Below are 21425 nucleotides of genomic sequence, written 5' to 3' on the forward strand. Positions count from 1 at the left end.
ACCACTCAAGGCGCTCGCGCTGCTCGCTGGGACGCTAATACATGAGCTGCGTCACTTCGTTCCTAATTTTAGCCCCTTAGTGGGGTGTTATGTCAACTCACTAAGGAAGGTTTTATGAACTATATGAAGGTACTTTTCGTCACCTATTTTCTGTCTACTGGTGGATTCGCCGCTAGTAATTATGCCTCTGTAGAATTAACGCATTTGAATCCAACACAAGTCAAAAGCACTTGGCTTAGAGAGAAGCAATTCATGCCACGTTACCCCGTTAAAATGGCAATGAAGGGAATTACTGGTTGTGGAATATTTAAAGTAATAGTCGACAAAAATGGTTCAACGGAAAGCATCGAGCTTATTAGCTCAGTTCCTAAAAAGGTTATTTCTAAGCCAGTAACGAAAGTTATTAAAGGTTGGAGTTGGACGTTGGCTGACGGCAAATCCCCAATCCGCGAAGAAAAGCTATTGAGGCTAGATTTTTGTATAGGGGGTAGTACAGAGGAAGAATCTATTTCAAGGTGCAAGCAACAGTCATCTATGGCGTGCGAATAGCGTTCACATAACAAACAAATTATGGCACTCTCTGGGACGCAAATATTTGCGCGGCTTTGCTATTATTGCACACGTATTTGCGCCCCATATTTGGAAGTTAGGCATTTAAGGAGAATCAGTTGAAACTTGCAGAAGCATTGAACATTAGAGCGGACCTTCAAAGGCGCTCTCATCAGCTTAAAGAACGAATCTTACGTAACGCAAAGATTCAAGTGGATGAGAAACCAGCAGAAGATCCGAATGAACTGCTCAATGAATTAGAGCAAGTAAATACTGAACTGGTTCAGCTCATCAAAGCAATTAATAAAACTAATTGCAGTATTCGTTTCGACGAGCATCAAATGCTCTCTGATATATTATCCGAAAGAGATTATCTTTCTAAACAGATAGAGCTATATCGGGAACTTGCTAAACAAGCAACAGTTACGCAAGATAGGTATAAGAAACTAGAAATTAAATTCAAACCTTCCGTCGACGTTAGAGCAATACAACAAGAAGCGGATAAACTTTCAAAGCAATTTCGAGAGTTGGATATGAAAATTCAGTCAATTAACTGGACTGAGGACTTAATTTAGGAAGAACGGTAGGTTTGTTTGCGGGCGAATATTTTCCGACAACTGGGTAAAGTTGTAGCTAGGTTAGACGTAGGGGCAAGTCTAGAAGGTTCGATTCCTTCTCAAACATTTATCCCCTGTACAAATCACACTAGAATTTTGTACATTTTATTGTTACTACCTTAAATATTGACGCAAGCTAAGCTGAGGGTGGGTTCGGGGTTCTTTTAAGCAGATGCCTAACAAACGCATTAACACTCGCTTCGCTCGCGGGGGGACAAAGACACGTAGGCTCTCCTCGCTTTGCTCGGTATTTTAGCCTACGTATATTTGCCCGTTATGCGGAAAGTTAGGTGCTTCTTGGAAAAGGAAAAATGCATGGATGAAATAATCAAAGCCAAATTCAACTCTTACCCATCAAATATCAAAAATGAATTACTTAATCTTAGAGGGTTAATATTCCAAATAGCCAAATTAGAAAACCTCGCCCCAATTAACGAAAACTTGAAATGGGGGCAACTAAGTTATTCTTCTCCTAAAGGCAGCCCTATTAGAATGGACTGAAATACTGGTTCACCATTAACAATTTCGCTGTTTTTTAACTGTAAAACTAAGTTAGTCCCTACCTTTAGAGAGGTCTTTCGAAATCAATTAAAATTCGTGGGTAATAGGGAGCTTTTAGTTCCGGCTAAAAATGCTTCGAAACAAAGTGGATTAGAGTATTGCATATCCGTTGCACTAAGATATCATCAACTTAAAAATATGCCTCTATTGGGGTTTTAATATGCACGGACCTAACAGCACGCTCAAGTCGCAACCCTCTGCGCGAGCTGCTGAGACAAAAACACAATGCCGCTTCGCTATTTTCGCATTGTGCGTTTGCCCCTTAGTTTAGTGTTAGGTGACAAGGAGAGTTTAGTAGATGGAACCAAATTATTCAGAGTACACGACCTTAGAGTTAGAAGATGCTCTAGAGAATATAGATAAGGAAAATTTCCCAGATCGGGTAGAGCGAATAAGAGTCGAATTAGCTTCGCGACAAACATCAGCGAAAAGTAGCTTAAATACAGTTAGTGATGATATTGAACCAAACGAACAATTCTTCAAATGTCCTACCTGTGAAAAGAAAATAGGGTTCTTCTCTAAAACAGCTAATAAATGGGGAAAGACAAAAACATGCCCACACTGCAATGCTCCCTTTCAAACAACCGTTAAGACTAAACTATTCGCTATTGCACTTATACCAGCGCTTATTATTCACTTATTCATATTGCGTCCGCTTGTTGTTGCTTTTGACTTACATGAAGCAATAAGCACCGGTATTATATGTGGCATTCTTTCGGTTCTTTCCATGCGTTACAGGAAAGTCCGGAGCAATAATGTCACCTAACAAAAAAATTAACTCACTACGTTCGCTGAGATGTCGAAAGAATTAAAACAAAGTAAAGTTACTGGGTCGTGTTTCACAGGGCATATAAGCCACTAAAGACACTCACTTCGCTTATCTGGGCACATTACGGAAACGAACGCAAAGGAATGGTCGTTGGAATTGCATCTTCAATTAGTGAAATTTTATGTGAAGAGACCAAATTTGTTCCTATCCAATATGGCAGCGTCATCTAAACCAACGTAAAGCCAGATTCCCCCATCTCTAAGTAAGACAACGGAGCCTATTGAAGTTAATGGAACATTTCATTTCACAAAGGGACAGCTGGAGCGTTTGCAGCGCATGTTTCTCTATAAGCCTACATGTTTTGGGCAAATGAGGAAGAAGTGCGAGTGGCAAAGTGCCTAAAGGGTATCGAAACCAGCTGCTCTATTAAAAGTAGTACATTCACCACTATTGATGTCGGTGGACGACCGTTATACCTGCTAAATTTACCGAAAGGTGCGATAAAAAAAGTATATGTTGGAGTACGTTCTGAGTTTCTAGATGCTGATAAGGCTTTAGATTTAATAAAAAGTGTTCGAAGCTATCAACCCCAGTAAATGTGTATGGGTGTAAAATCAGTAATAGCTCTTGGGAACTGGATCTTTTCGAACTAGAAACAGCAGCTAATGAAGTATTCTAACGGTCAAACCGCTGAATGCGGCGTTAGGGCAAAGAGGTTAACAATGATTTCAGAAGCAGATTGGAAACACTTTAAGAAAGTGAAAGCTGTAACGCTAGATAAATTTTGTAAAATGACTTTAGATGACGCTGTTGAAAGAATTAATGATGTTACACTTTCAAACCACGAAAAATACATTAGCTTATATAAGCTGTTCGAGAGTCGCGATAAAAAAATAGCAGGAATATTTGATTATAATTCCAGATCTAAGGTTATGCTTCAGCTCTATTTATTGAAATCAGAAGGCCTTCTCAACCTGGAACAAATTGCTGGTTTTTCAGATGAAGTGCAAGAGTATCTGAAGAGAAATGACTGATGAATCAGTTCAGCTCAACAAACAAATGTTGAAGGCACAAACACGCGGGCTCTGCTGCGTACTTGGTTGAGATAAAGGAATAAAAATGAAGGGAAGTTGTAATTGTAAAAGTATATCGTTCACCTCTAGCCAACAAATTAAAGCATTCGTAAATTGCCACTGCAATTTGTGCAGGAAAATGAATGGTTCATCATTTTCAACCTATGTAGTAGTACCTGAAAACGAGTTTTCTATCACAGGCCAAAGCCTAAGCTCGTTCAAAGTGTCTGAACATGCTACCAAGCATTTTTGCACTTGTTGCGGTACACCTATTTTCAATACCAACCCAAAGCTAGCTGGTTTAATTATTATCCATCTGGGAGCTATCGACTCTCACTTAGAAATTAATCCCGCAGCAAACATCTTCTGCGAATCACAACTAGAGTGGGTTAATAAAATCAAAAATTTAAGATGTTTTGACCAAGGTTTATCGTAATGCAGCATAAAAAGTCAATCTATACTCACTTCGTTCGCAAAGTAATGCATAGCATTCTTGTTTTAATATCTATATTTTTTACTGCCTGTGTGAATGCTAACGTAACTTTAGAGTCATCATGGGGTGGTGACTACTATCAATACATTCCCACTAATAAACCTGAAAATATAATGGTTATTGCTCACGGTATGCTCTCAAACACTGAGAATGCTTCCGATGTGGCGAAACAATATATTACTAGATGGATACCATATGCAGATGAATATGGATTATTGTTAATTGCTCCCGTATTTGATACTGCACGCTTTGGAAACTTAGGTGGTGGGTATGGTGGATACCGAAATTTATTTGGTAAAAACATTTCGGCAGATCAATTCGTTAATAACATCGTCGATCATTATTCAAATTATACGAGCTCACGTAGTAACAGCTTTTACCTCTATGGCCATTCCGCTGGAGGCCAATTTGTCAACAGGTACATTGTAACCCATCCTGATAGAGTTATTCGCGCCGTCATCAGTGCCGCTGGTCGATATAGTTACCCTACTAAATCTAGCAAGTGGCCTTATGGTGCAGGTGACTTATCTAAAACTATCGTGTGGAAAGATGGCACACAACAATCAGTCTATATATCAAAGCTATTAAAAAATTACGCTGTGGCTTCAAAAAAAATATCGATTGTTATTGGTAGCACCGATATTAAACCCCAGCCTAGAAGACCAGCTCATGTTGGTAATAATCGTATTGAAATTGCGTATAGTTGGGCTAGAGCGATGAATGAAAATGCTAAAAAATTTGGAATCAAAGGTAATGTTAATGTAGATATAATTCCGAATGTTGGTCACAGTTCATCAAAGTTGACACCATATTCCGCGCAGGCTTTGTTTGGCCATCGTTAATTATAGCTAAAACAGCCTGTGAAGCGTTGAGTGCGCGCGCCAAAGATAAGTGTAAACATTTAAACTATCAAAGCGCAGACCACTTGCCAAACTATGAGTTTTAAAAGTGGTGGCGATGTGAATAACACTTCTATTAATATACTTACAAAGCACAATAATGACTAGTCAGCTTCTTCAACAAATAAAATTTTATGACCATAAATGAATTCAATAACTTTTGCAGTTCACTGCCCCACACCACTCATGTAGTTCAGTGGGGAAACTCAGAGGTATGGAAAATAGGTGGGAAAGTCTTTGCGATAGGCAATACTGGCAAGGACGGGCACCCTGCATTTACCTTTAAAACGTCAGAACAAAACTACTATTTTCTAGAAGTAAAAGCGGGTTATAGGCCCGCTCCCTATCTTGCTAGTCGTGGAATGAAATGGATACAGCAGTATAATTGTGAAAGTGATGAAGACGAAGCTCTAGAGTATTACATAAGCGCGTCTTACAAACTCGTATCGCTAGGTTTAACCAAGAAGTTGCAAAAGGAGCTTGGCTTAAATCAACTTTAATATAAGGTGCTTACATTATGTTGAAAGCAAAACACTTTACCCGCAACATTCGTCCTTATGTAGAAGCCGAGTTGGCGCTTGCTCATAAAAAGCAAAACCTAGGTAACCAAAAGTGCGTTTTCACACACTTAGAAAATGCTCACGTTCTTGGTCAAGCTTCTACAAGGCTGCACACAAAGGTACACGTTCAAATGCTTATATGGGCAGTGAAATCGGGCGATTTACGTGAATTTTTTGGTCAACTTTTCAGAATTGTGGGCGCTGCCACTAAAACTGTTTTTGGGCTTGTGCCATATGGAAATACTGGCGGAGCTAACGTAAACCCATTTAAAGCAATGCCCATTGAACCAAGGCTCAAAAGGATAATAGAAAAAGCGCATTTGTATGAAGATTAAAATTAACGTTGTTGATGCATTTACCAATGTAAGGTTCAAAGGTAACCCGGCCGCCGTAATTATAACTGGCAAGTGGCTTAGCGATGAAAAGATGCAGTACATCGCTGCTGAAAACAACCTTTCCGAAACGGCTTTTTTAGTTGAAGATGAAAACGGCATATTTGCTATCCGCTGGTTCTCCCCCCTATCAGAAATCGATTTTTGTGGGCATGCGACGCTGGCATCCGCGTTCGTAATCTTTAGCGAAAATTATCAACTACCGCACATTTCTCTTTTCGCCAAGTCGGTGGGGATGATGAAAGTCGTTAAGAAAGACGACGGATTCATTCAAATGGACTTCCCTAATAGAATACCCCACCCTGTGGATGACGTGCCTGAAGCATTACTGCGAGGCCTTTCGATAAAACCCAAAAGCATTTTGAAAAATGACCAAGCGTATTTTGCTGTTTACTCTGACGAAGTTGACGTTTTAAGCGTAATTCAAAACAGCGAACAACTAAGAACACTCGCACCCTATGATGTGGTAGTGACAGCACCGGGGACTCAATTTGACTTCGTATCCCGTTATTTCTGGCCTGCAAATGGTGGTGATGAAGACCCGGTTACCGGTTCAATCCACACTGGGTTAGCACCCTATTGGGCTAAGAAATTAAGCAAGTCGAAGTTAATGGCCTATCAAGCGTCTAAAAGAGGCGGAACATTGAAATGCGAAGTGACCGGCGACCGCGTGCTTATTTCGGGCCAAGCGGTGTCTTACCTTGAAGGTTACATTACTATTTGATGGTTGATGGCCTAATACGGCTTACTTAATAGAAGAGAACTCGCCTCTCGAAGGTTACCGCCCGCCTCAAACAAAAAAGCGGAAGATATTTAACCTTCCGCTTTCACTCATGCAACATCACATTGCTGCATCTTGTTTTATCTAGGCAAATGCAACATTAGCGCCCCACTGCAATACCTTCTCTTCGAGGGTCTGCTCCGCCAATTAATTTGCCTGATCTAAACTGGATTCCGTGAAGACCGCTGTTTAAATCCACTACTTTTACATTGTGGCCAAGCGCCTTTAATGGCTCTTCAAGCTCGGCGATTGGTGTGCCCTTCTCTAACGCCGTATAGTCGTTTCTATTAGTGATTTTAGGTAGGTTGATGGCCTGTTGAATATCCAAGCCAAAGTCTAAAACACCAATCAGGGTTTGTGCCACATAGCTAACAATTCTAGAGCCGCCCGGCGAACCTACAACCACCTCTAGGTTCCCCTCTTTGTCGAACACCATTGTAGGGCTCATTGCGCTTCTAGGGCGTTTACCCGGCTCTACGCGATTTGGTACAGGAAAACGGTTTTTAGTTGGCGAAAATGAAAAGTCGGTAAGTTGGTTATTTAATAAGAAACCTTCTACCATGATTCCAGAACCGAACATGAACTCTATGCTTGTGGTCATCGATACTGCATTTCCCTCTTTGTCCACGATAGAGACATGTGAGGTGTTCGGCAGTTCCATTGATGTTCCTAGCGCTACATTCGCATCAGCGTACGGATTACCAGCGCGCTTGCGACGCCACTTTTTATCAACAGCTATACTCTCTGCACGGCGCTCAAGATACGCGGTATTGATCATGGCGGCAAAAGGCAAATTGGTAAAATCGCTATCTGCTACAAACTTCTCACGATCAGCGTATGAAAGCGCACTCGCCTGCGTATACAGGTTGGCAAACTCTATCGAATCCGGCGCATACTGGCTAAGGTCAAACCCTTCTAGCATTTTTAGAATTTGATAAACATTTACTCCACCTGAACTAGGTGGTGCCATGCCGCAAATACGTTTTTCGTGGTATAGGCCACAAACAGGTTCACGCTTTATCGGTTCGTAGTTAGCTAAGTCTTCCAACGACATTTGGCCAGGGTTAATCTCAGCGCTATTTACAGCTTCAACGATTCTTTCTGCAACCTCGCCTTTCAATAAATAGTCGCTGCCCTTTTCAGCGATGCCTCTTAAGGTTTTCGCTAGCTTTCTATTTTTCTTTACCGTACCTTCTTTTAGCGGCAGCCCGGCTGGAAAGAAATAGGTTGAACTTGCTGGGAAGGTTTTCAGCCCTGGATGGTAGTCTAATGCGACAAGTTTGGCTAAACGCGGCGATACTTTAAATCCGTCTTCAGCGGTCTTGATGGTATCGTCAAACAGCGTATTCCAAGGCAGTTTTCCGAACTCACTCTGGGCCATTTCTAGCGCTTTAACTGCACCAGGCACGCCAACCGACTTACCGCCTACTACGGCATCTAACCAGCGCATTGGCTTATTACCCTCAATAAACCAATGAGAGTTTACGGCTTTAGGTGCTGTTTCACGGCCGTCGAAGGTGTGAAGTACTTTGTTCTTATTATCCCAATAAAGGATAAATGCACCACCACCGATGCCTGACGATTGCGGCTCAACCAGAGAAAGCATTGATTGAACAGCCACCGCCGCATCTATCGCGCTGCCGCCTTTTTCCAAAATATTCTTCCCCGCCCATGACGCATAGGGGTTTGCCGCCACTACCATATAATCTTCGGCTTCAAAGGCCTTTTTCTCTATGTAGCCGGTGGCCGCTTCAGGCTCACCAACTTCGCGAGCTTGTTTAGCGTTCGCTCCAAAAATGAAGCAACTAGATAATGCGAGAGTAACTACTGAAGCTCTGAACAAAGCACTGCGTCTCAAAATAATATTTCCTCTTATTTAAATTTTTCGGGGTTAATTGGGCGTTTTTTTAGAAACGCATCGAACGCTTCTTGGGCTGCGGTTGTACCCAACGCTTCTAAAAATATATCGAACTCTTCATTCATTTGTTGGTTCGTTCGCTCCCCATCGCCTTTTAATAGTGCTTTAGTCTGTCTAAGCGAGAATGAAGGCTTGGCAACGAGTTTATCTACCGTTGATTGAACAGTTTGATCTATTTCTTTTGCGTCGACTATTTTAGTCAGAATACCAAATTGATAAGCGTCGGCAGAGGTAAAGGGTTCACCTAGCATTAACCACTCTGCCGCTTTGACATGACCTGCAACCTTAGGCAAAAGATAACTTGATGCATACTCGGGAACAAGCCCTAAGTTGATGAACGGTAGAACAAATCGGGTATCTGGGGTGGCGTAGACAAAATCGCAGTGCAGTAAAAGCGTTGTGCCTATACCCACCGCCAAGCCGTGAACTTGTGCAATTACCGGTAAGTTACATGCGGCTAGTGCACGCATAAACGCTGCTGTCTCAGGCACTTGAGCATGATCCTGTTGCTGCGCAAAGTCGCCAATATCATTCCCTGCGGTAAAACAATCGCCGGCACCTTTAATCACCACCACTTTCGTCGAGCCATCATTCTTCACACCTAGTATGGCATTTGCCATTTCTTGGTACATATTGCGCGTTAACGCATTTTTCTTGTCGGTCCGATCAAGCGTTATAGTTAAGCACTGCTGATTATTTTCGGTAATGATGTAAGACATAATTACTCCTTTACTGTCGTCTGTTTGTTTTGGGTGTACTTCAGTTTTCACCCTGTAGGCAATTTCTGTATCATAGCCAGCAAATTCTAAACTCAAAAATAACTTACACTGATGATGTCACTGCCGTTTTCGCTTAAGTATAGCGTTGGTCCTTTATTTATAGCGCTATGCTCCGTTGTCGCGTTTTTCTTTGAACCCATGTCTGGCAATTATTTGGCTTACGACAGGTATGCCATTCAAGGCTTGGAGACTTGGCGTATAGTCAGCGGCAATATCGTGCATACCAATGGCTACCACCTACTTTTAAATTTAGCAGGTCTGGCGCTATTGTGGGCACTACACGGTGAACATTATCGCCTTGGTTTGTACTTAAAAGTTTTTGTCTGGTGCTGCTTAGGAACTAGTGTTGGGCTTTACTTGTTCTCACCCGATCTTATTTGGTATGCAGGTTTGTCGGGCGCACTACACGGTATTTTCGCCTGGGGCGCTTGTGTTGATATTAAAGAAAAAATGAAGTCGGGTTGGTTGCTACTTCTAGGTTTAGCCATCAAAGTGGGATACGAACAAATTGACGGCAGCAGCGAACAAGTCGCAAATCTGATTAACGCAAAAGTTGCCGTAGATGCGCATTTATTCGGCGCGCTTACCGGTATCGCAATCTTTTTACTTATGTTTATTACGGCGAAAAGAAAATAGAAAATCGAGCGCTTTAGCGTCACTCTTATTGTGCACTTTGACCTGTTAAAACAGATAAAATGCGCTGAAGTAAAAAATTAAGATTATAAAAAAGGCCCAAATTCATTGAATATGGGCCTTTTTCTGTATGCGCTAAGCGCTATTACTTTATAAACAACCCAGCGTTTTTTTAAACACTGGGCTATTAACGTAAGAAGCTTTGCTTATAAGTTTTCTTCGAATAACTTATAGATACGACGGTATTCATCTAACCACGAGCTTGGCTGCACAAAGCCATGTGGCTCTACCGGATAAATAGCCGTTTCAAAATCTTCTTTCTCAAGCTCGATAAGACGCTGTACCAATCGCACGGTGTCGTGGAAAAACACATTGTCATCAACCATTGGCGCATTGATAAGCAGTGGCTTTTCTAGCCCATCTGCGAAATAAATTGGCGAGCTGCGCTCAAACGCGATGGGATCAATATCAGGCGTATTCAGTATGTTTGCCGTGTATGGCGTGTTGTAATGCGCCCAGTCGGTTACCGGGCGAAGTGCAGCACCTGCCGCAAACAGATCTGGTGCGGTAAACATAGACATGAAGGTCAAGAAGCCACCGTATGAGCCGCCGTATGTGCCAATACGCTCGCGATCTACATTTGCATTTTCAACAAGCCAGTTAACACCATCACGTAAATCCTGCACTTCAGGCGTACCCATTTGGCGATAAATAGCCGTTCGCCAATCACGTCCGTAGCCAGCACTAGCGCGATAGTCCATATCAAGCACGACATAGCCTTGCTGCACGAGCATGCTGTGGAACATGTATTCTCGGAAATAACCTGACCACCCCATGTGGGCGTTTTGCAAATAGCCTGCACCGTGATTAAACACTACCGCTTTATTCGGTGCAGATTTGTCGTAATTTTCCGGTAAGTATACCCGTGCGTAAATAGGTGCATCGGTATGTGACGATTCAATAGCAACGATGTTAGGCACCGCCCATGGAAGTGCATTAAATTCAGCACTGGTGCTATGGGTAATTTGCTCTGCCGCAGCTGTTTCATTTGATGGCTTAATGTAAAGCTCTTGTGGCTGATTCACCTTGCTATGACTTAGCAGCAAATTTTTACCATCAGGGCTAAGTGAAAAGTCTGTCATACCATTCAAATCAGTCATAGTGTCGATGGTATTGTCGCTTAAATCAGCACGATAAACTTCGTAAAGCCCTGGATGCTCCATATTAGCTTTAAAGTAGATATAGTTGTCATCGCTAGAAAGCGTTAGATCGTCAACAATAAAACGGCCGCTGGTCAGCGCGACAGGCTTCTCGCCAGGCTTTTGAACGTATAAGTGAGAGTAACCAGTATGCTCAGACTGATAATAAAGGGTTTCGCTTTCATTTAGCCAATCAAACGCGTTGAAACGGTAGTTTACCCACGCATCGTCATGAAGTCTGTGTTGGTTTTCTAACGTTTTATTTGCTAAGTCGACCGTTGCAATCCAACGGTCTTTGTTGTCCCACGCTTCTAGCATAACGGCAACGGCGTTACCGTTTTTGTGCCAGCGAATAGAAGGCTTAGTCCAGTACCAGCTTTGGAGTAGGGTAATGTCGCGCGGCAAACGATTAACTTCATAGGTATCGCCTTTTGCCTTCGCGTTTTCTGCTTTTACATCAGCAAGTACGTCGTCATTGTAGCCAGGCAAATTAAAGTACTTAAGCTCACTCTTCTCACCTGTCTTTAAATTAAGTAGCCACAGTACGTGATTTACTGATTCTGCATCTGCAACTCGTTGGCGTACCGGTTTCGCGGCAATGCGGCTGTCTTCTTGAATATAATGCGGCATGATGTCGCTGTCATCGCGAGTCGGCTTACTTTCCGTGGTTGCTACTACTGCGAAGTTACCCGCAGGTGATACGCTGATACCCGCTAACCGATGCGACTTCTCAAAGTAAAACGGCGAAGGTGCTATACTGCTATTTTCTTTGGCCAACGCTTTATGCACGTCGTCTTTATCTTGTCTATTTTTACGCTGCAGTTTGATGTATTCCACCAGCGACTGTTGCTGTTCGGCAATATAATCTTTAGGTGGCTCTATTGCTTTTGGCTCGTCGCTAAACTCCCAGCTCAACAACTCCTCGCGAGCGCCGTTAGATAGGTCGATAGCAATGAACTTGTTACCGCTTAACGCCATCAAGCGACCATCAGTCATAAATGAAAGTGCTGACAGTGCATTACCGCCACGAGCGATACGCACGGTTTCACCGTTGGTAAATTGCACATACACACTGTCTTCGAAAGAATATGCGATGACACCATCTTTTCTTACTACACGTTCGTCAAAACGGTACTTATGTAAATCTGATAATGGCGCTTTTACAGCGTTTGCAGGGTTAGAAAGCTCTGCAATATAGACATCTGTCAGTGCGCTATCTTGCACTTCTTTTTCATATACAATTTCGTCCCCATTGACTGACCAACCCATAGACTCTGGTAACGCGCCAATCCATTGAGGATCTGACATAATTTGCTTAAGAGTAATTTCACCATTTTTCGTGCTGATCTGCGGCGCAACATCTGGTGTCACGGTTTGCTGGATAGTGGCAGCAGGAAGCGATGTAGACGTTGCTTGGCTAGATGTTTCGTTAGTAGTGCTTGCACATCCGCCCAACGCAAAAGTAACGCTAGCCGCGATGAGTAAAGAAGAGTATTTTTTCATTATTTTAAGTCGTTGTTATGTAAAAAACGTTAACATTATACGCAGAGCCGTTGCTAATGCGCTAACGTTCATCGATTGAGATAGTGAACCAAACGTAAACCATCCCCGTTTATGGTTTTGGAATAAGGTCCATTGACCTTCGAGAAAATAACAACAATTAACTGATGAGGTAAAACACGATGAAACCAAAAGGTATTGTATTGGCGCTTCTTGCGCTCAGCTTTTTTACGTCTGCTAGCTTTGCAAACGAGTGCCCTAGCGTGCTTAAATTTATGAAGCGTAAACTCAACTCACAAGAGACGGTAAACTTATGTAACGAATATGCAGGAAAAACCCTGTTAGTAGTTAATACTGCCAGTTACTGTGGCTACACACCGCAATTTGAAGGCCTAGAAGCCCTCTATAGTGACTATAAAGACAAAGGTTTTGTTGTACTTGGCTTCCCGTCACACGATTTCAATCAAGAAGACAGCGATGAAGGTAAAACAGCAGAACTGTGTGAATTAACCTACGGCGTGAAGTTTCCTATGTTTGAACCTATCTCTGTGAAAGGTGATGATGCAGATCCAATGTACCGAATGCTCAAAACTGCCACCGGAAAGGCCCCTTCTTGGAATTTCAATAAGTACCTAATTGATAGTACGGGTAAACAAATCACTTACTACCCAAGCTCAACTAAACCCACTGATCCAGCCTTTATTGCCGACGTTGAAGCACTTATCAAGGGTGGATAGGCATTCGATTATTTTTTCTTTTTCTATTTTAAAGAATAGCCGTAAAAAGTTCTGCACATAAAAAAGCCCCGCCTAATAGGCGGGGCAATCAAGCACACTCAACTTGGAACACACTTTTAGCTGAAAACATACTTCCCACGTTTTAGCTAACTGCATAAAGTTAGTGTGTTTAGTTGTTAGTTAGTTCAATAATTTTTTGACTTGCATCGGCAAAAGCCTTATCCGCTTGCTCTTCGCCCATGTTAAGTCCTTCAGCGTAAACGAATTTTACGTCGCTAATGCCAATGAAATTTAAAAAATGTTTTAAATATGGTGTTTGCGTATCAAAGTCTGAACCTTCGTAAACGCCACCACGCGCGGCAAAGACCCTAGCTGATTTATTTTCTAGCAACCCGACAGGACCTGTATCGGTATACTTAAATGTTATGCCAGCTCTTGCAATGCGGTCGAAGTAAGCTTTTAAGCTTGATGGAATACCAAAGTTGTACATTGGCACTGCCAACACAATTTCGTCAGCGGCTTTCACTGCTTCAACAATGTCGTCTGAGACTTTTGCCAAAACCTGCTGAGATTCATTTCGCTCAGACACCTCAGTCATCCACGCCTGCATTTCTTCACCGGTTAAATGAGGTAGAGCTAGCGAAGCTACATCCACACGCTCAATATGGACAGAGTCGTTGTTTTCAAATTTTGAGAGGTACTCATTTGCAAGCTTTGAAGAATTACCTTGGTTGCCACTAAGGCTGGAAAAAATAGCTAGAACTGTTTTCATGCGGAACTCCAATATTCGTTGTTTCGATAATGTATACCTATATTACGACAATAGGATTGGATGAAAATATTAAAAATATGAAGCCTTTGTTCTATTTTATCGAACAAACTACCGAAGAGAAGAATAATTGTAAAACTATTGAAAACATTACATTACGTTAATGTTGCAAGGAGGATGATCTTCCCATAATTACCTAGCGTAATCGAGTTTGCCACAACACAACTAAGAGGAAACAAAATATGAAAAGGACCATAGCGCTCCTTGCATGTTCAATATTACCACTATTTTTAATTGGCTGCTCGGATGACGACGACGATGTTGTACAAGAGCCCACTCCTACCCCAGAATACGCAAACGTTCGAGTTGTTCACGCAGCATCCGATGCACCAATGGTAAACATTACTGCTAACGACGCCATACTCAATAATCTTGAAGGTGTTGATTATCAAGTCGCTTCATCGCGTTTCGAAGTTGAGACTGGTACGTACGATATTGGTGTTACAGGTATTCTTCCAGGTGGAAACGCTGAAGTGCTGCAAGCTGACGTTACTTTAGAAGCTGACATGAACTACGATATTTTTGCCGTAGGTAATGTTGGCGATGAAACCTTATCGCTTTTGACTGTGACCAGCATGGAAACCGCAGTTGACGCTGGTAATGCTCAAGTACAGATTGTGCATGCAGCATCAATGGCACCTATGGTTGATATTTATGTTACTGCACCAGACACAGATATTACTGCGGAGCAGCCGATTGTTACTGCTGAATTTACTGACGCAACAGATTTGATTCAAGTCCCTGCAGGCGATTATCAAATCCGTATTACACCGGCAGGTGAGACAGCGGTTGTATACGACTCTGGTACGGTAAACCTTGCGGACGGTGCTGATTTGCTTATTGCCGCAACTAATAATGTGGGTACTGGTGACTCACCGGTAACACTTTTGGCTGCAGACGGTGACAGCAGTTTCAAAATTTGGGATGCAGAAGCAGGTGCTGCTATCCGCGTGGTGCATGGGATCAGCGACGCACCAGCGGTTGATGTTGTAGCAAACAACGAAATAGTACTGGTGGACGGAATACAGTTCCCACGCACCACCGATTACCTGTCTGTTGCTGCAGGTGATTACTTAATTGATGTTGTAGCCGATAGCGACAGCAGTGTTGTGGCAGTTGACGATGCAGAGTTGACGCTAGACGTGGGTATGTCTTACACCGCTATTGCCAACAATGTGTTAGCCGCGCCAGAACTTGATGTGCTTGTCGATATGCCACGCTCTGTCGCAACTGAAGCGAAAGTGCGCATTGTACATGCTTCACCTTCAGCAGGTAACGTCGACATTTACGTAACTACAGATGGTGAAATTGACGCGGTAGACCCAGCTTTTGCCGATATCGCTTATGAAACTGGCGACCTTGTTGAAACCGGTTATGTTAGTCTGGCTGAAGGTGACTATGTAGTGACGGTTACGCCTACTGGTACCAAAACAGCCGCAATCGAAACAGGTGTACTTTCACTGGAAAATGGTGAGATTTACACTGCTATTGCACTAGATGGCGCAATGGACGGCGACCTACCTCAACTAGCATTGCTTGATGGACTAGCTCCTCCTCCACCCGCTTTCAACGCTGATATGACTTACAACGTAAGCTTAAGCGGCTCACAAGAGGTACCTGCTGTTGACACCATGTCTACTGCAACTGCAGTGGTTGAAATTGACGAAGACTTGCCTGCGTTTAGCGTAAGCGTTGATGTTTCAGGCCTAACCGACGTTACTGGTGTACACGTACACGATGGCGGCATTGGTATGAACGGCCCAGTTGCTTTCCCACTGACTGACGCTGGTAATGGTACTTATGTTCTTGCTGAAACAAACATTTCACCTAGCAACTTAGACGCTCTGACCAACGGTGAGTGGTATTTAAACGTGCATACCACAGCCAATCCAAGTGGCGAAGTGCGTGGCCAAATTGTTCCTGACACAACAGCGGTAGTCACATTCTCGCTAAGTGGCAGTCAAGAAGTACCAGCTGTAGATACTATGGCAATGGGCTCTGGCTATGCCCTTTTCGATACAACCAACAATAACGTTTCTCTTGTGGCGGTAACCACTATTGAAAATGCAACTATGGCGCACATTCACACTGGGTTTGCGGGTGAAAATGGTGATGTCCTTGTAGCACTGATGGAGAGTGAAAGTACTGCTGGTGTTTGGACGACAGACGGTAGTATTGAACTAGATGAAGCCACGGCTACACAATTACTTTCAGGCGGTCATTATGTGAATGTGCATACAGCGGCTAATACTGGAGGTGAAATTCGCGGCCAAATCACACCTGATAACATTGAAGTGTACGGCATCACTGCCAACGGCATGCAAGAAGTTCCGGCTACAACTACAACAGCAAGCGGTGCTGGTGCATTTACGCTAAACACAACCACAGGTGCGTTGTCAGGAAGCGTGACTATTATTGGTATGACTGCCAACATGGCCCATATTCACGAGGGTGAAGCCGGTGTAAACGGTGGCGTGTTATTAGGGCTCACTGCTGGTACCGGAGGTATGTGGTCAGTGCCAGCTAATACAACGTTAACAGCTGAACAAATGGATGTGATGGCTGACGAAGGTCTTTACACAAACTTCCACTCAGATGCATTCCCGAGTGGTGAAATTCGTGGTCAAATCACGCTAGGTTTTGATTAACACACTACGTCAAGTTCATTGAGCTTCATACGCAATGGAACTCAAATAATCCAAAAAAAGGAAGGGGCTCTAGCCCCTTTCTCATATTTTTAACCCCAAAAATATATTGCTTAAATGGTATTCAGTGCAGCTTCAAAATCTGCAATTAGATCCTGTGTATCTTCAATACCTACTGAAATACGTAACATGGTATCGGAAATACCCATAAGCTCACGTTCTTCTGCCGTATTCTCGAAATAAATGGTAGGGGCAACAGGTAGCGCGAGCGTACGATTATCACCTAAATGCGTTGCACAAATAACCAGCTGCATTTCGTTTAAAAACGCCACAGGATCAGCGCCGTCCATGAGATCAAAACTCAAAATTGCACCATAGCCACCGTTGAGATGTTCCCGTGCCATAAAATGCTGAGGGTGGTCGGCAAGCCCGGGATAAAACACTTTAGAGACTTTCGGGTGGTTATCTAGGAAAGTTGCTAGCTGCATCGCATTGTGCTGGCTTCGAGATAGACGCAGATCTAGAGTTTCCATACCTAACGCGATAGCCGTTGCTGACTGCGGCGCCAATGTAGCACCTAAATCACGAAGGCCTTTCTTCTTGATTTGCGTAATGCCCCACTGTGCTGTGTCTGCAACCTGATAAGCTGGTTTTAGGTTGTCGAACCTTGTCCAGTCGAAGTTGCCTGTATCGACTACTGCGCCGCCTAATACATTCCCGTGACCCGCAATATATTTTGTCAGCGAGCAAAACACCAACGACGCGTTAACGTCTTTCGCATAGAAAACAGGCGGCGGCGTCATGGTATTATCAACCATAAATAGCATGTGCTTCTCTTCACAGAATTGACCGATGGCATGAAGGTCTGCAACCTGAGTCACAGGATTGGCTACGGTTTCGGTGTAAACGCCTTTGGTATTTGGCTGGTAAGCTTCTTTGACTTGCTGAATGTCGGTCACATCTGTGTAGGTAACCTGCACACCAAAATCTTTAATCGTTTCAAAGAAGCTTCGTGTATTGCCAAATAGATATTGACTCACAATTAAATGGTCGCCTGCTTTTAACAACGCAAACAACGAACTGCTTATCGCCGCCATACCGGTTGAGTAACACAAGGTGCCTATACCGCCTTCTAGATCATTAAGCATATTTTGAAGGGCCGCTACAGAAGGCGAAGATGAGCGAGAATAGACATGGGCAGCTCGTTTACCTTGAAACGCATCGATAATGCCCTGAGCATCTTTAAACTCAAAAAGAACTGAATTAGACGTACTGCTGTGGACACCGCCATATTCTGGAGTGTTTAGCATGCGATCAGAATGTACCTGACGGGTTGTGAATCCCAATTTTGTCACGGGTGAAGCTCCGAAAATAGATGGTTGCGACCTAGCCAAGTGCGTACCAGTACCCTGAATTGTTACGGTTGCGTACTTACCACTTCAATAGAAATGATTATGGCTTTGTTATGCAGTTTTTAGGATATTTTGCGCAAACATTATCATAAAACGTATAAATAGTTTGCATTTGTTCATCTATGTTAGTCACTTTCTGAATAATTGGCCCCAGTTCAATGACCTTCCTATCATAGTCCAACCCAATGACTTGTATAGGAATTTCGGTCTCTTGTGCAATGTGCATAAACCCTGTTTTCCAAGGATAGATAGGGCTACGTGTCCCCTCTGGTGCTAACGCAAGGATCAATTGGTCTGCTTCTTTTATATTATTCGCTATAGACGTTACCACGCCATGCGCTTTGCTTCTCTCGATGGGAATGCCCCCTAGTCTTTTCACAATAGCACCTAAAGGCGGTGTAAAAATGGTGTGCTTACCGAAAAAATTAATGTTTAGCTTGAATGAAAAAACCACGAATAAGCCGATAAAAAAGTCCCAGTTTGATGTATGCGGTGCTACCGCTAAAATGGCTTTCTTCTGGTTGATAAGTTCACCTTTTACGCGCCAACCTCTTTTTGCAAGTACCCACGCTGCAAACGATGATAACCAGTTGGGCCACTTACGAGGGATATTTGCCCCAACTTTTACATTATTTGCCAATTGAGAATGTGTACTGGAAGATGATAGTTTTGTCATTATTATTATGCTCTATTCATTACATGTAGATAGTTTTGCTTCTGTTTTATCGGATAATGCCAATCCGCATATTAATAACAGGAGCACAACATTAGGCGACGCATGTTTTTTGCGAAGAGTAATCAAATTACATATGTAACGCAATTGTTAACAAAAATATGCATGTGTCAATTAACGGATAACCCAGATAAGAGGTTACTATAGTAGTTATGTGTATTTTATTTATCGCAAACAACATGCGAGACGACTACCCGCTTATTATCGCAGCAAATCGGGACGAGTTTTATGCAAGACCAACTGCGCCTTCAACATTCTGGGAAAACCACCCGCACTTACTTGCTGGGCAGGATTTAGAAGCTAACGGCACCTGGATGGGCGTTACACGTAACGGAAGTATTGCGGCACTTACGAATGTAAGAGACCCACACAACATTAACAGCAATGCGGTATCGCGGGGTGAATTGGTCGCCAACTGGCTGAAGCAAAACGCGGCCTCAAAAGAGTATGCCAACCAATCTGCATATCTTGCGACGCTTGAAAATACGCGTCACCAGTTCAACGGGTATAACTTACTATTTGGTAATGTAAATGCGCTTCAGGTTTACAACAACGTAAACAATTCGACCCACACAATAGCTACTGGTGTGTTTGGGTTGTCCAATGCGGATATTGCCACGCCGTGGCCAAAAGTAACGCAAGGCGCTACCGCGCTCAATGATTATGTGCAGCAGCAAAGCACAATCAATGATGACGATTTATTTGATATTTTGCGCCACGACAACAAAGCAAAAGATGCCCTACTACCTGACACGGGCATAGGTTATGAATGGGAAAAAGCGTTATCTTCCATTTTCATTCAAACCGAAAAATACGGCACGCGCACGTCTACTTTGCTGTTGGTTGATAGAAACAATACGCTCACTTGGAAGGAGCGCCGGTTCTCAGAAAAAGGAGAAGCAATGGAAACCCGTGCCTTTTCTTTTTCAATTTAGCGTATTTTTAGAATGAAACTTTCGTTTACGCTCTAAAAAGCAGATTAATTGAAATATTTTCAACCTTTAGGGGTCGTTTTTTCTACCATCGGTGGCATAATGCCTGCCTGCTAACTATTGCACACCAACGTAACGTGAGGACATATCGTGTTTGAAGTATTACCCCATCTCGCCCCAGATCCAATTCTTGGCCTGTCAGCTGCTTTTCGTGAAGACACCAACCCAAACAAAATCGATTTAGGTGTTGGCGTATATAAAGATGAGCAAGGTAATACCCCTATTCTTTCTAGTGTCGCAAAAGCGCAAAAAGTGCTTTTGGACACAGAAACTAGCAAAACCTATATCACGCCTCAGGGCAACCAAGGTTTTATCGACGGTATGTTGTCTTTGCTTTTAGGTAAGAGTAGCCCTGTTCTTTTAGCAGACCGCGTTGCAGCGGTTCAAGCACCAGGTGGATGCGGTGCACTACGCATCCTTTCAGAATTGCTTGCCCGTTGTAACGACAACGCAAAAGTATGGGTAAGCGACCCAACGTGGGCTAACCACGTTCCGCTTATCGGCTCTGCTGGACTTAAAATTGAAACTTACCCTTACTTCGATAAAGCGTCAGCAAGCATTCGCTTTGACGCTATGATGGAAACCCTTCGCAAAACTGAAAAAGGCGATATCGTTCTTCTACACGGTTGCTGTCACAACCCGACGGGTGCCGACCTTACCAATGCACAGTGGGATGAAGTACTAGAAGTCGCGAAAGAGCGCGAATTCTTGCCTTTCATTGACGTGGCTTACCTAGGTTTTGGTGAAGGTTTGAAAGAAGACGCCTACGGCATGCGTTTGTTGGTAGAGAACTTGCCAGAGGTTATCGTTGCAGCGTCTTGTTCTAAAAACTTTGGTCTTTACCGCGAACGTGTTGGTTTAGCCGCTATTATCACTGAAGATTCAGCAACCCGTAACATTGCGCAAGGTCAAATTCAGTCTATCGCGCGTGGCATTTACTCTATGCCGCCAAGCTACGGTGGTGCCTTAGTAGACATCATTCTTGCTGACGAAGCATTGAACAATGAGTGGGTCTCTGAAGTGAACGACATGCGCGACCGCATGAAGTCTCTACGTGCAATGCTAGTTCAAAACCTTCACAATAATGGTTCGCCTAAAGACTTTAGCTTCGTAAACGACCAAAAAGGCATGTTCTCGTTCTTGTGTATCACTCCAGAGCAAGTGCGCGAAGTGCGTGAAAAGCACAGTGTGTATTTTGTTGACTCAAGCCGCGTGAACATTGCGGGTATTAACCAAGAAAACGTGGAAACACTCGCTAAAGCATTGGTATCAGTGCTTTAAGCGATAGATAACGATTTCTTAAACCCAAAAAGCAGAGTTTTATACTCTGCTTTTTTGTTTCATTCGAATTGCT

Annotated in this window: 21 protein-coding genes; 15 read left to right on the forward strand and 6 right to left on the reverse strand. The window is 43.1% G+C overall.

Annotated elements, in window-relative coordinates; genetic code table 11:
• The first annotated feature begins 114 nt into the window (after positions 1–114).
• From V7R42_RS10505 to V7R42_RS10550, 10 genes are all read left to right on the forward strand, one after another.
• Positions 115–549, forward strand: a complete 435-nt coding sequence (locus V7R42_RS10505) for an energy transducer TonB (protein ID WP_334020148.1) — start codon at positions 115–117, stop codon at positions 547–549.
• A gap of 119 nt (positions 550–668) precedes the next feature.
• Entirely contained in the window at positions 669–1124 is a 456-nt protein-coding gene (locus tag V7R42_RS10510) for a DIP1984 family protein (protein ID WP_129738935.1), read from the forward strand.
• 357 nt (positions 1125–1481) lie between these two features.
• Positions 1482–1667, forward strand: coding sequence for a hypothetical protein (locus V7R42_RS10515; protein ID WP_334020152.1), 186 nt, complete (start codon positions 1482–1484; stop codon positions 1665–1667).
• Between the two features lie 358 nt (positions 1668–2025).
• On the forward strand, positions 2026–2493 hold the full coding sequence (locus V7R42_RS10520) for a hypothetical protein (RefSeq protein WP_334020154.1): 468 nt from the start codon (positions 2026–2028) through the stop codon (positions 2491–2493).
• Positions 2494–3161: 668 nt separating this feature from the next.
• Positions 3162–3530 (forward strand): hypothetical protein, encoded by a 369-nt coding sequence (locus V7R42_RS10525; protein ID WP_334020156.1) that lies wholly within the window; start codon positions 3162–3164, stop codon positions 3528–3530.
• A gap of 85 nt (positions 3531–3615) precedes the next feature.
• On the forward strand, positions 3616–4005 hold the full coding sequence (locus V7R42_RS10530; protein WP_334020158.1) for a GFA family protein: 390 nt from the start codon (positions 3616–3618) through the stop codon (positions 4003–4005).
• Positions 4005–4904, forward strand: a complete 900-nt coding sequence (locus V7R42_RS10535) for a hypothetical protein (RefSeq protein ID WP_334020160.1) — start codon at positions 4005–4007, stop codon at positions 4902–4904. Before V7R42_RS10530 ends, V7R42_RS10535 begins: the two co-directional genes overlap by 1 nt.
• 191 nt (positions 4905–5095) lie before the next feature.
• The gene (locus tag V7R42_RS10540) at positions 5096–5461 is read left to right on the forward strand and encodes an MmcQ/YjbR family DNA-binding protein (RefSeq protein ID WP_334020162.1); all 366 of its coding nucleotides are present in this window, start codon (positions 5096–5098) and stop codon (positions 5459–5461) included.
• Between the two features lie 17 nt (positions 5462–5478).
• Complete coding sequence (locus tag V7R42_RS10545; protein ID WP_334020164.1) at positions 5479–5856, forward strand: DUF3703 domain-containing protein; 378 nt, start codon at positions 5479–5481, stop codon at positions 5854–5856.
• Positions 5846–6637 carry a PhzF family phenazine biosynthesis protein gene (locus V7R42_RS10550; RefSeq protein ID WP_334020165.1) on the forward strand — a complete coding sequence of 264 codons (792 nt, stop codon included), beginning with the start codon at positions 5846–5848 and terminating at the stop codon, positions 6635–6637. The genes V7R42_RS10545 and V7R42_RS10550 overlap by 11 nt, the downstream gene beginning before the upstream one ends.
• A 157-nt stretch (positions 6638–6794) precedes the next feature.
• Here the strand turns inward: V7R42_RS10550 and ggt are convergent, their stop codons facing one another.
• Together ggt and V7R42_RS10560 are read right to left on the reverse strand one after the other, a co-directional pair.
• Complete coding sequence (ggt, locus tag V7R42_RS10555) at positions 6795–8552, reverse strand: gamma-glutamyltransferase (RefSeq protein ID WP_334020166.1); 1758 nt, start codon at positions 8550–8552, stop codon at positions 6795–6797.
• A gap of 14 nt (positions 8553–8566) precedes the next feature.
• Complete coding sequence (locus V7R42_RS10560) at positions 8567–9331, reverse strand: enoyl-CoA hydratase (RefSeq protein WP_334020167.1); 765 nt, start codon at positions 9329–9331, stop codon at positions 8567–8569.
• A 111-nt stretch (positions 9332–9442) separates the two neighbouring features.
• Between V7R42_RS10560 and rrtA the strand changes: the two genes are divergently transcribed.
• Positions 9443–10027: a rhombosortase gene (gene rrtA / locus V7R42_RS10565; protein WP_334020168.1), complete on the forward strand. Its 585-nt coding sequence runs from the start codon at positions 9443–9445 to the stop codon at positions 10025–10027.
• Between the two features lie 203 nt (positions 10028–10230).
• On the opposite strand, the gene V7R42_RS10570 is transcribed toward rrtA, so the two are convergent.
• Entirely contained in the window at positions 10231–12726 is a 2496-nt protein-coding gene (locus V7R42_RS10570; RefSeq protein WP_334020169.1) for a prolyl oligopeptidase family serine peptidase, read from the reverse strand.
• 179 nt (positions 12727–12905) lie between these two features.
• On the opposite strand from V7R42_RS10570, the gene V7R42_RS10575 reads away from it, so the two are divergent.
• Complete coding sequence (locus tag V7R42_RS10575) at positions 12906–13460, forward strand: glutathione peroxidase (protein WP_334020170.1); 555 nt, start codon at positions 12906–12908, stop codon at positions 13458–13460.
• A 169-nt stretch (positions 13461–13629) separates the two neighbouring features.
• Here the strand turns inward: V7R42_RS10575 and V7R42_RS10580 are convergent, their stop codons facing one another.
• Positions 13630–14232: an FMN-dependent NADH-azoreductase gene (locus V7R42_RS10580; protein WP_334020172.1), complete on the reverse strand. Its 603-nt coding sequence runs from the start codon at positions 14230–14232 to the stop codon at positions 13630–13632.
• Positions 14233–14471: 239 nt separating this feature from the next.
• On the opposite strand from V7R42_RS10580, the gene V7R42_RS10585 reads away from it, so the two are divergent.
• Positions 14472–16937 carry a CHRD domain-containing protein gene (locus tag V7R42_RS10585; protein WP_334020174.1) on the forward strand — a complete coding sequence of 822 codons (2466 nt, stop codon included), beginning with the start codon at positions 14472–14474 and terminating at the stop codon, positions 16935–16937.
• Between the two features lie 110 nt (positions 16938–17047).
• Here V7R42_RS10585 and V7R42_RS10590 read toward each other — a convergent pair whose 3' ends face one another.
• Both V7R42_RS10590 and V7R42_RS10595 read right to left on the reverse strand, forming a co-directional pair.
• Complete coding sequence (locus V7R42_RS10590; RefSeq protein WP_334020176.1) at positions 17048–18289, reverse strand: cystathionine gamma-synthase family protein; 1242 nt, start codon at positions 18287–18289, stop codon at positions 17048–17050.
• A 97-nt stretch (positions 18290–18386) separates the two neighbouring features.
• A complete protein-coding gene (locus V7R42_RS10595) occupies positions 18387–19022 on the reverse strand; it encodes a 1-acyl-sn-glycerol-3-phosphate acyltransferase (RefSeq protein WP_334020177.1) in 636 nt (211 codons plus the stop codon).
• 209 nt (positions 19023–19231) lie between these two features.
• On the opposite strand from V7R42_RS10595, the gene V7R42_RS10600 reads away from it, so the two are divergent.
• Entirely contained in the window at positions 19232–20014 is a 783-nt protein-coding gene (locus V7R42_RS10600; protein WP_334020179.1) for an NRDE family protein, read from the forward strand.
• Between the two features lie 147 nt (positions 20015–20161).
• Positions 20162–21352: an amino acid aminotransferase gene (locus tag V7R42_RS10605; RefSeq protein ID WP_334020181.1), complete on the forward strand. Its 1191-nt coding sequence runs from the start codon at positions 20162–20164 to the stop codon at positions 21350–21352.
• Positions 21353–21425: the final 73 nt, after the last annotated feature.

Source organism: Alteromonas sp. S015, assembly GCF_036864485.1.
Taxonomy (GTDB): domain Bacteria; phylum Pseudomonadota; class Gammaproteobacteria; order Enterobacterales; family Alteromonadaceae; genus Alteromonas.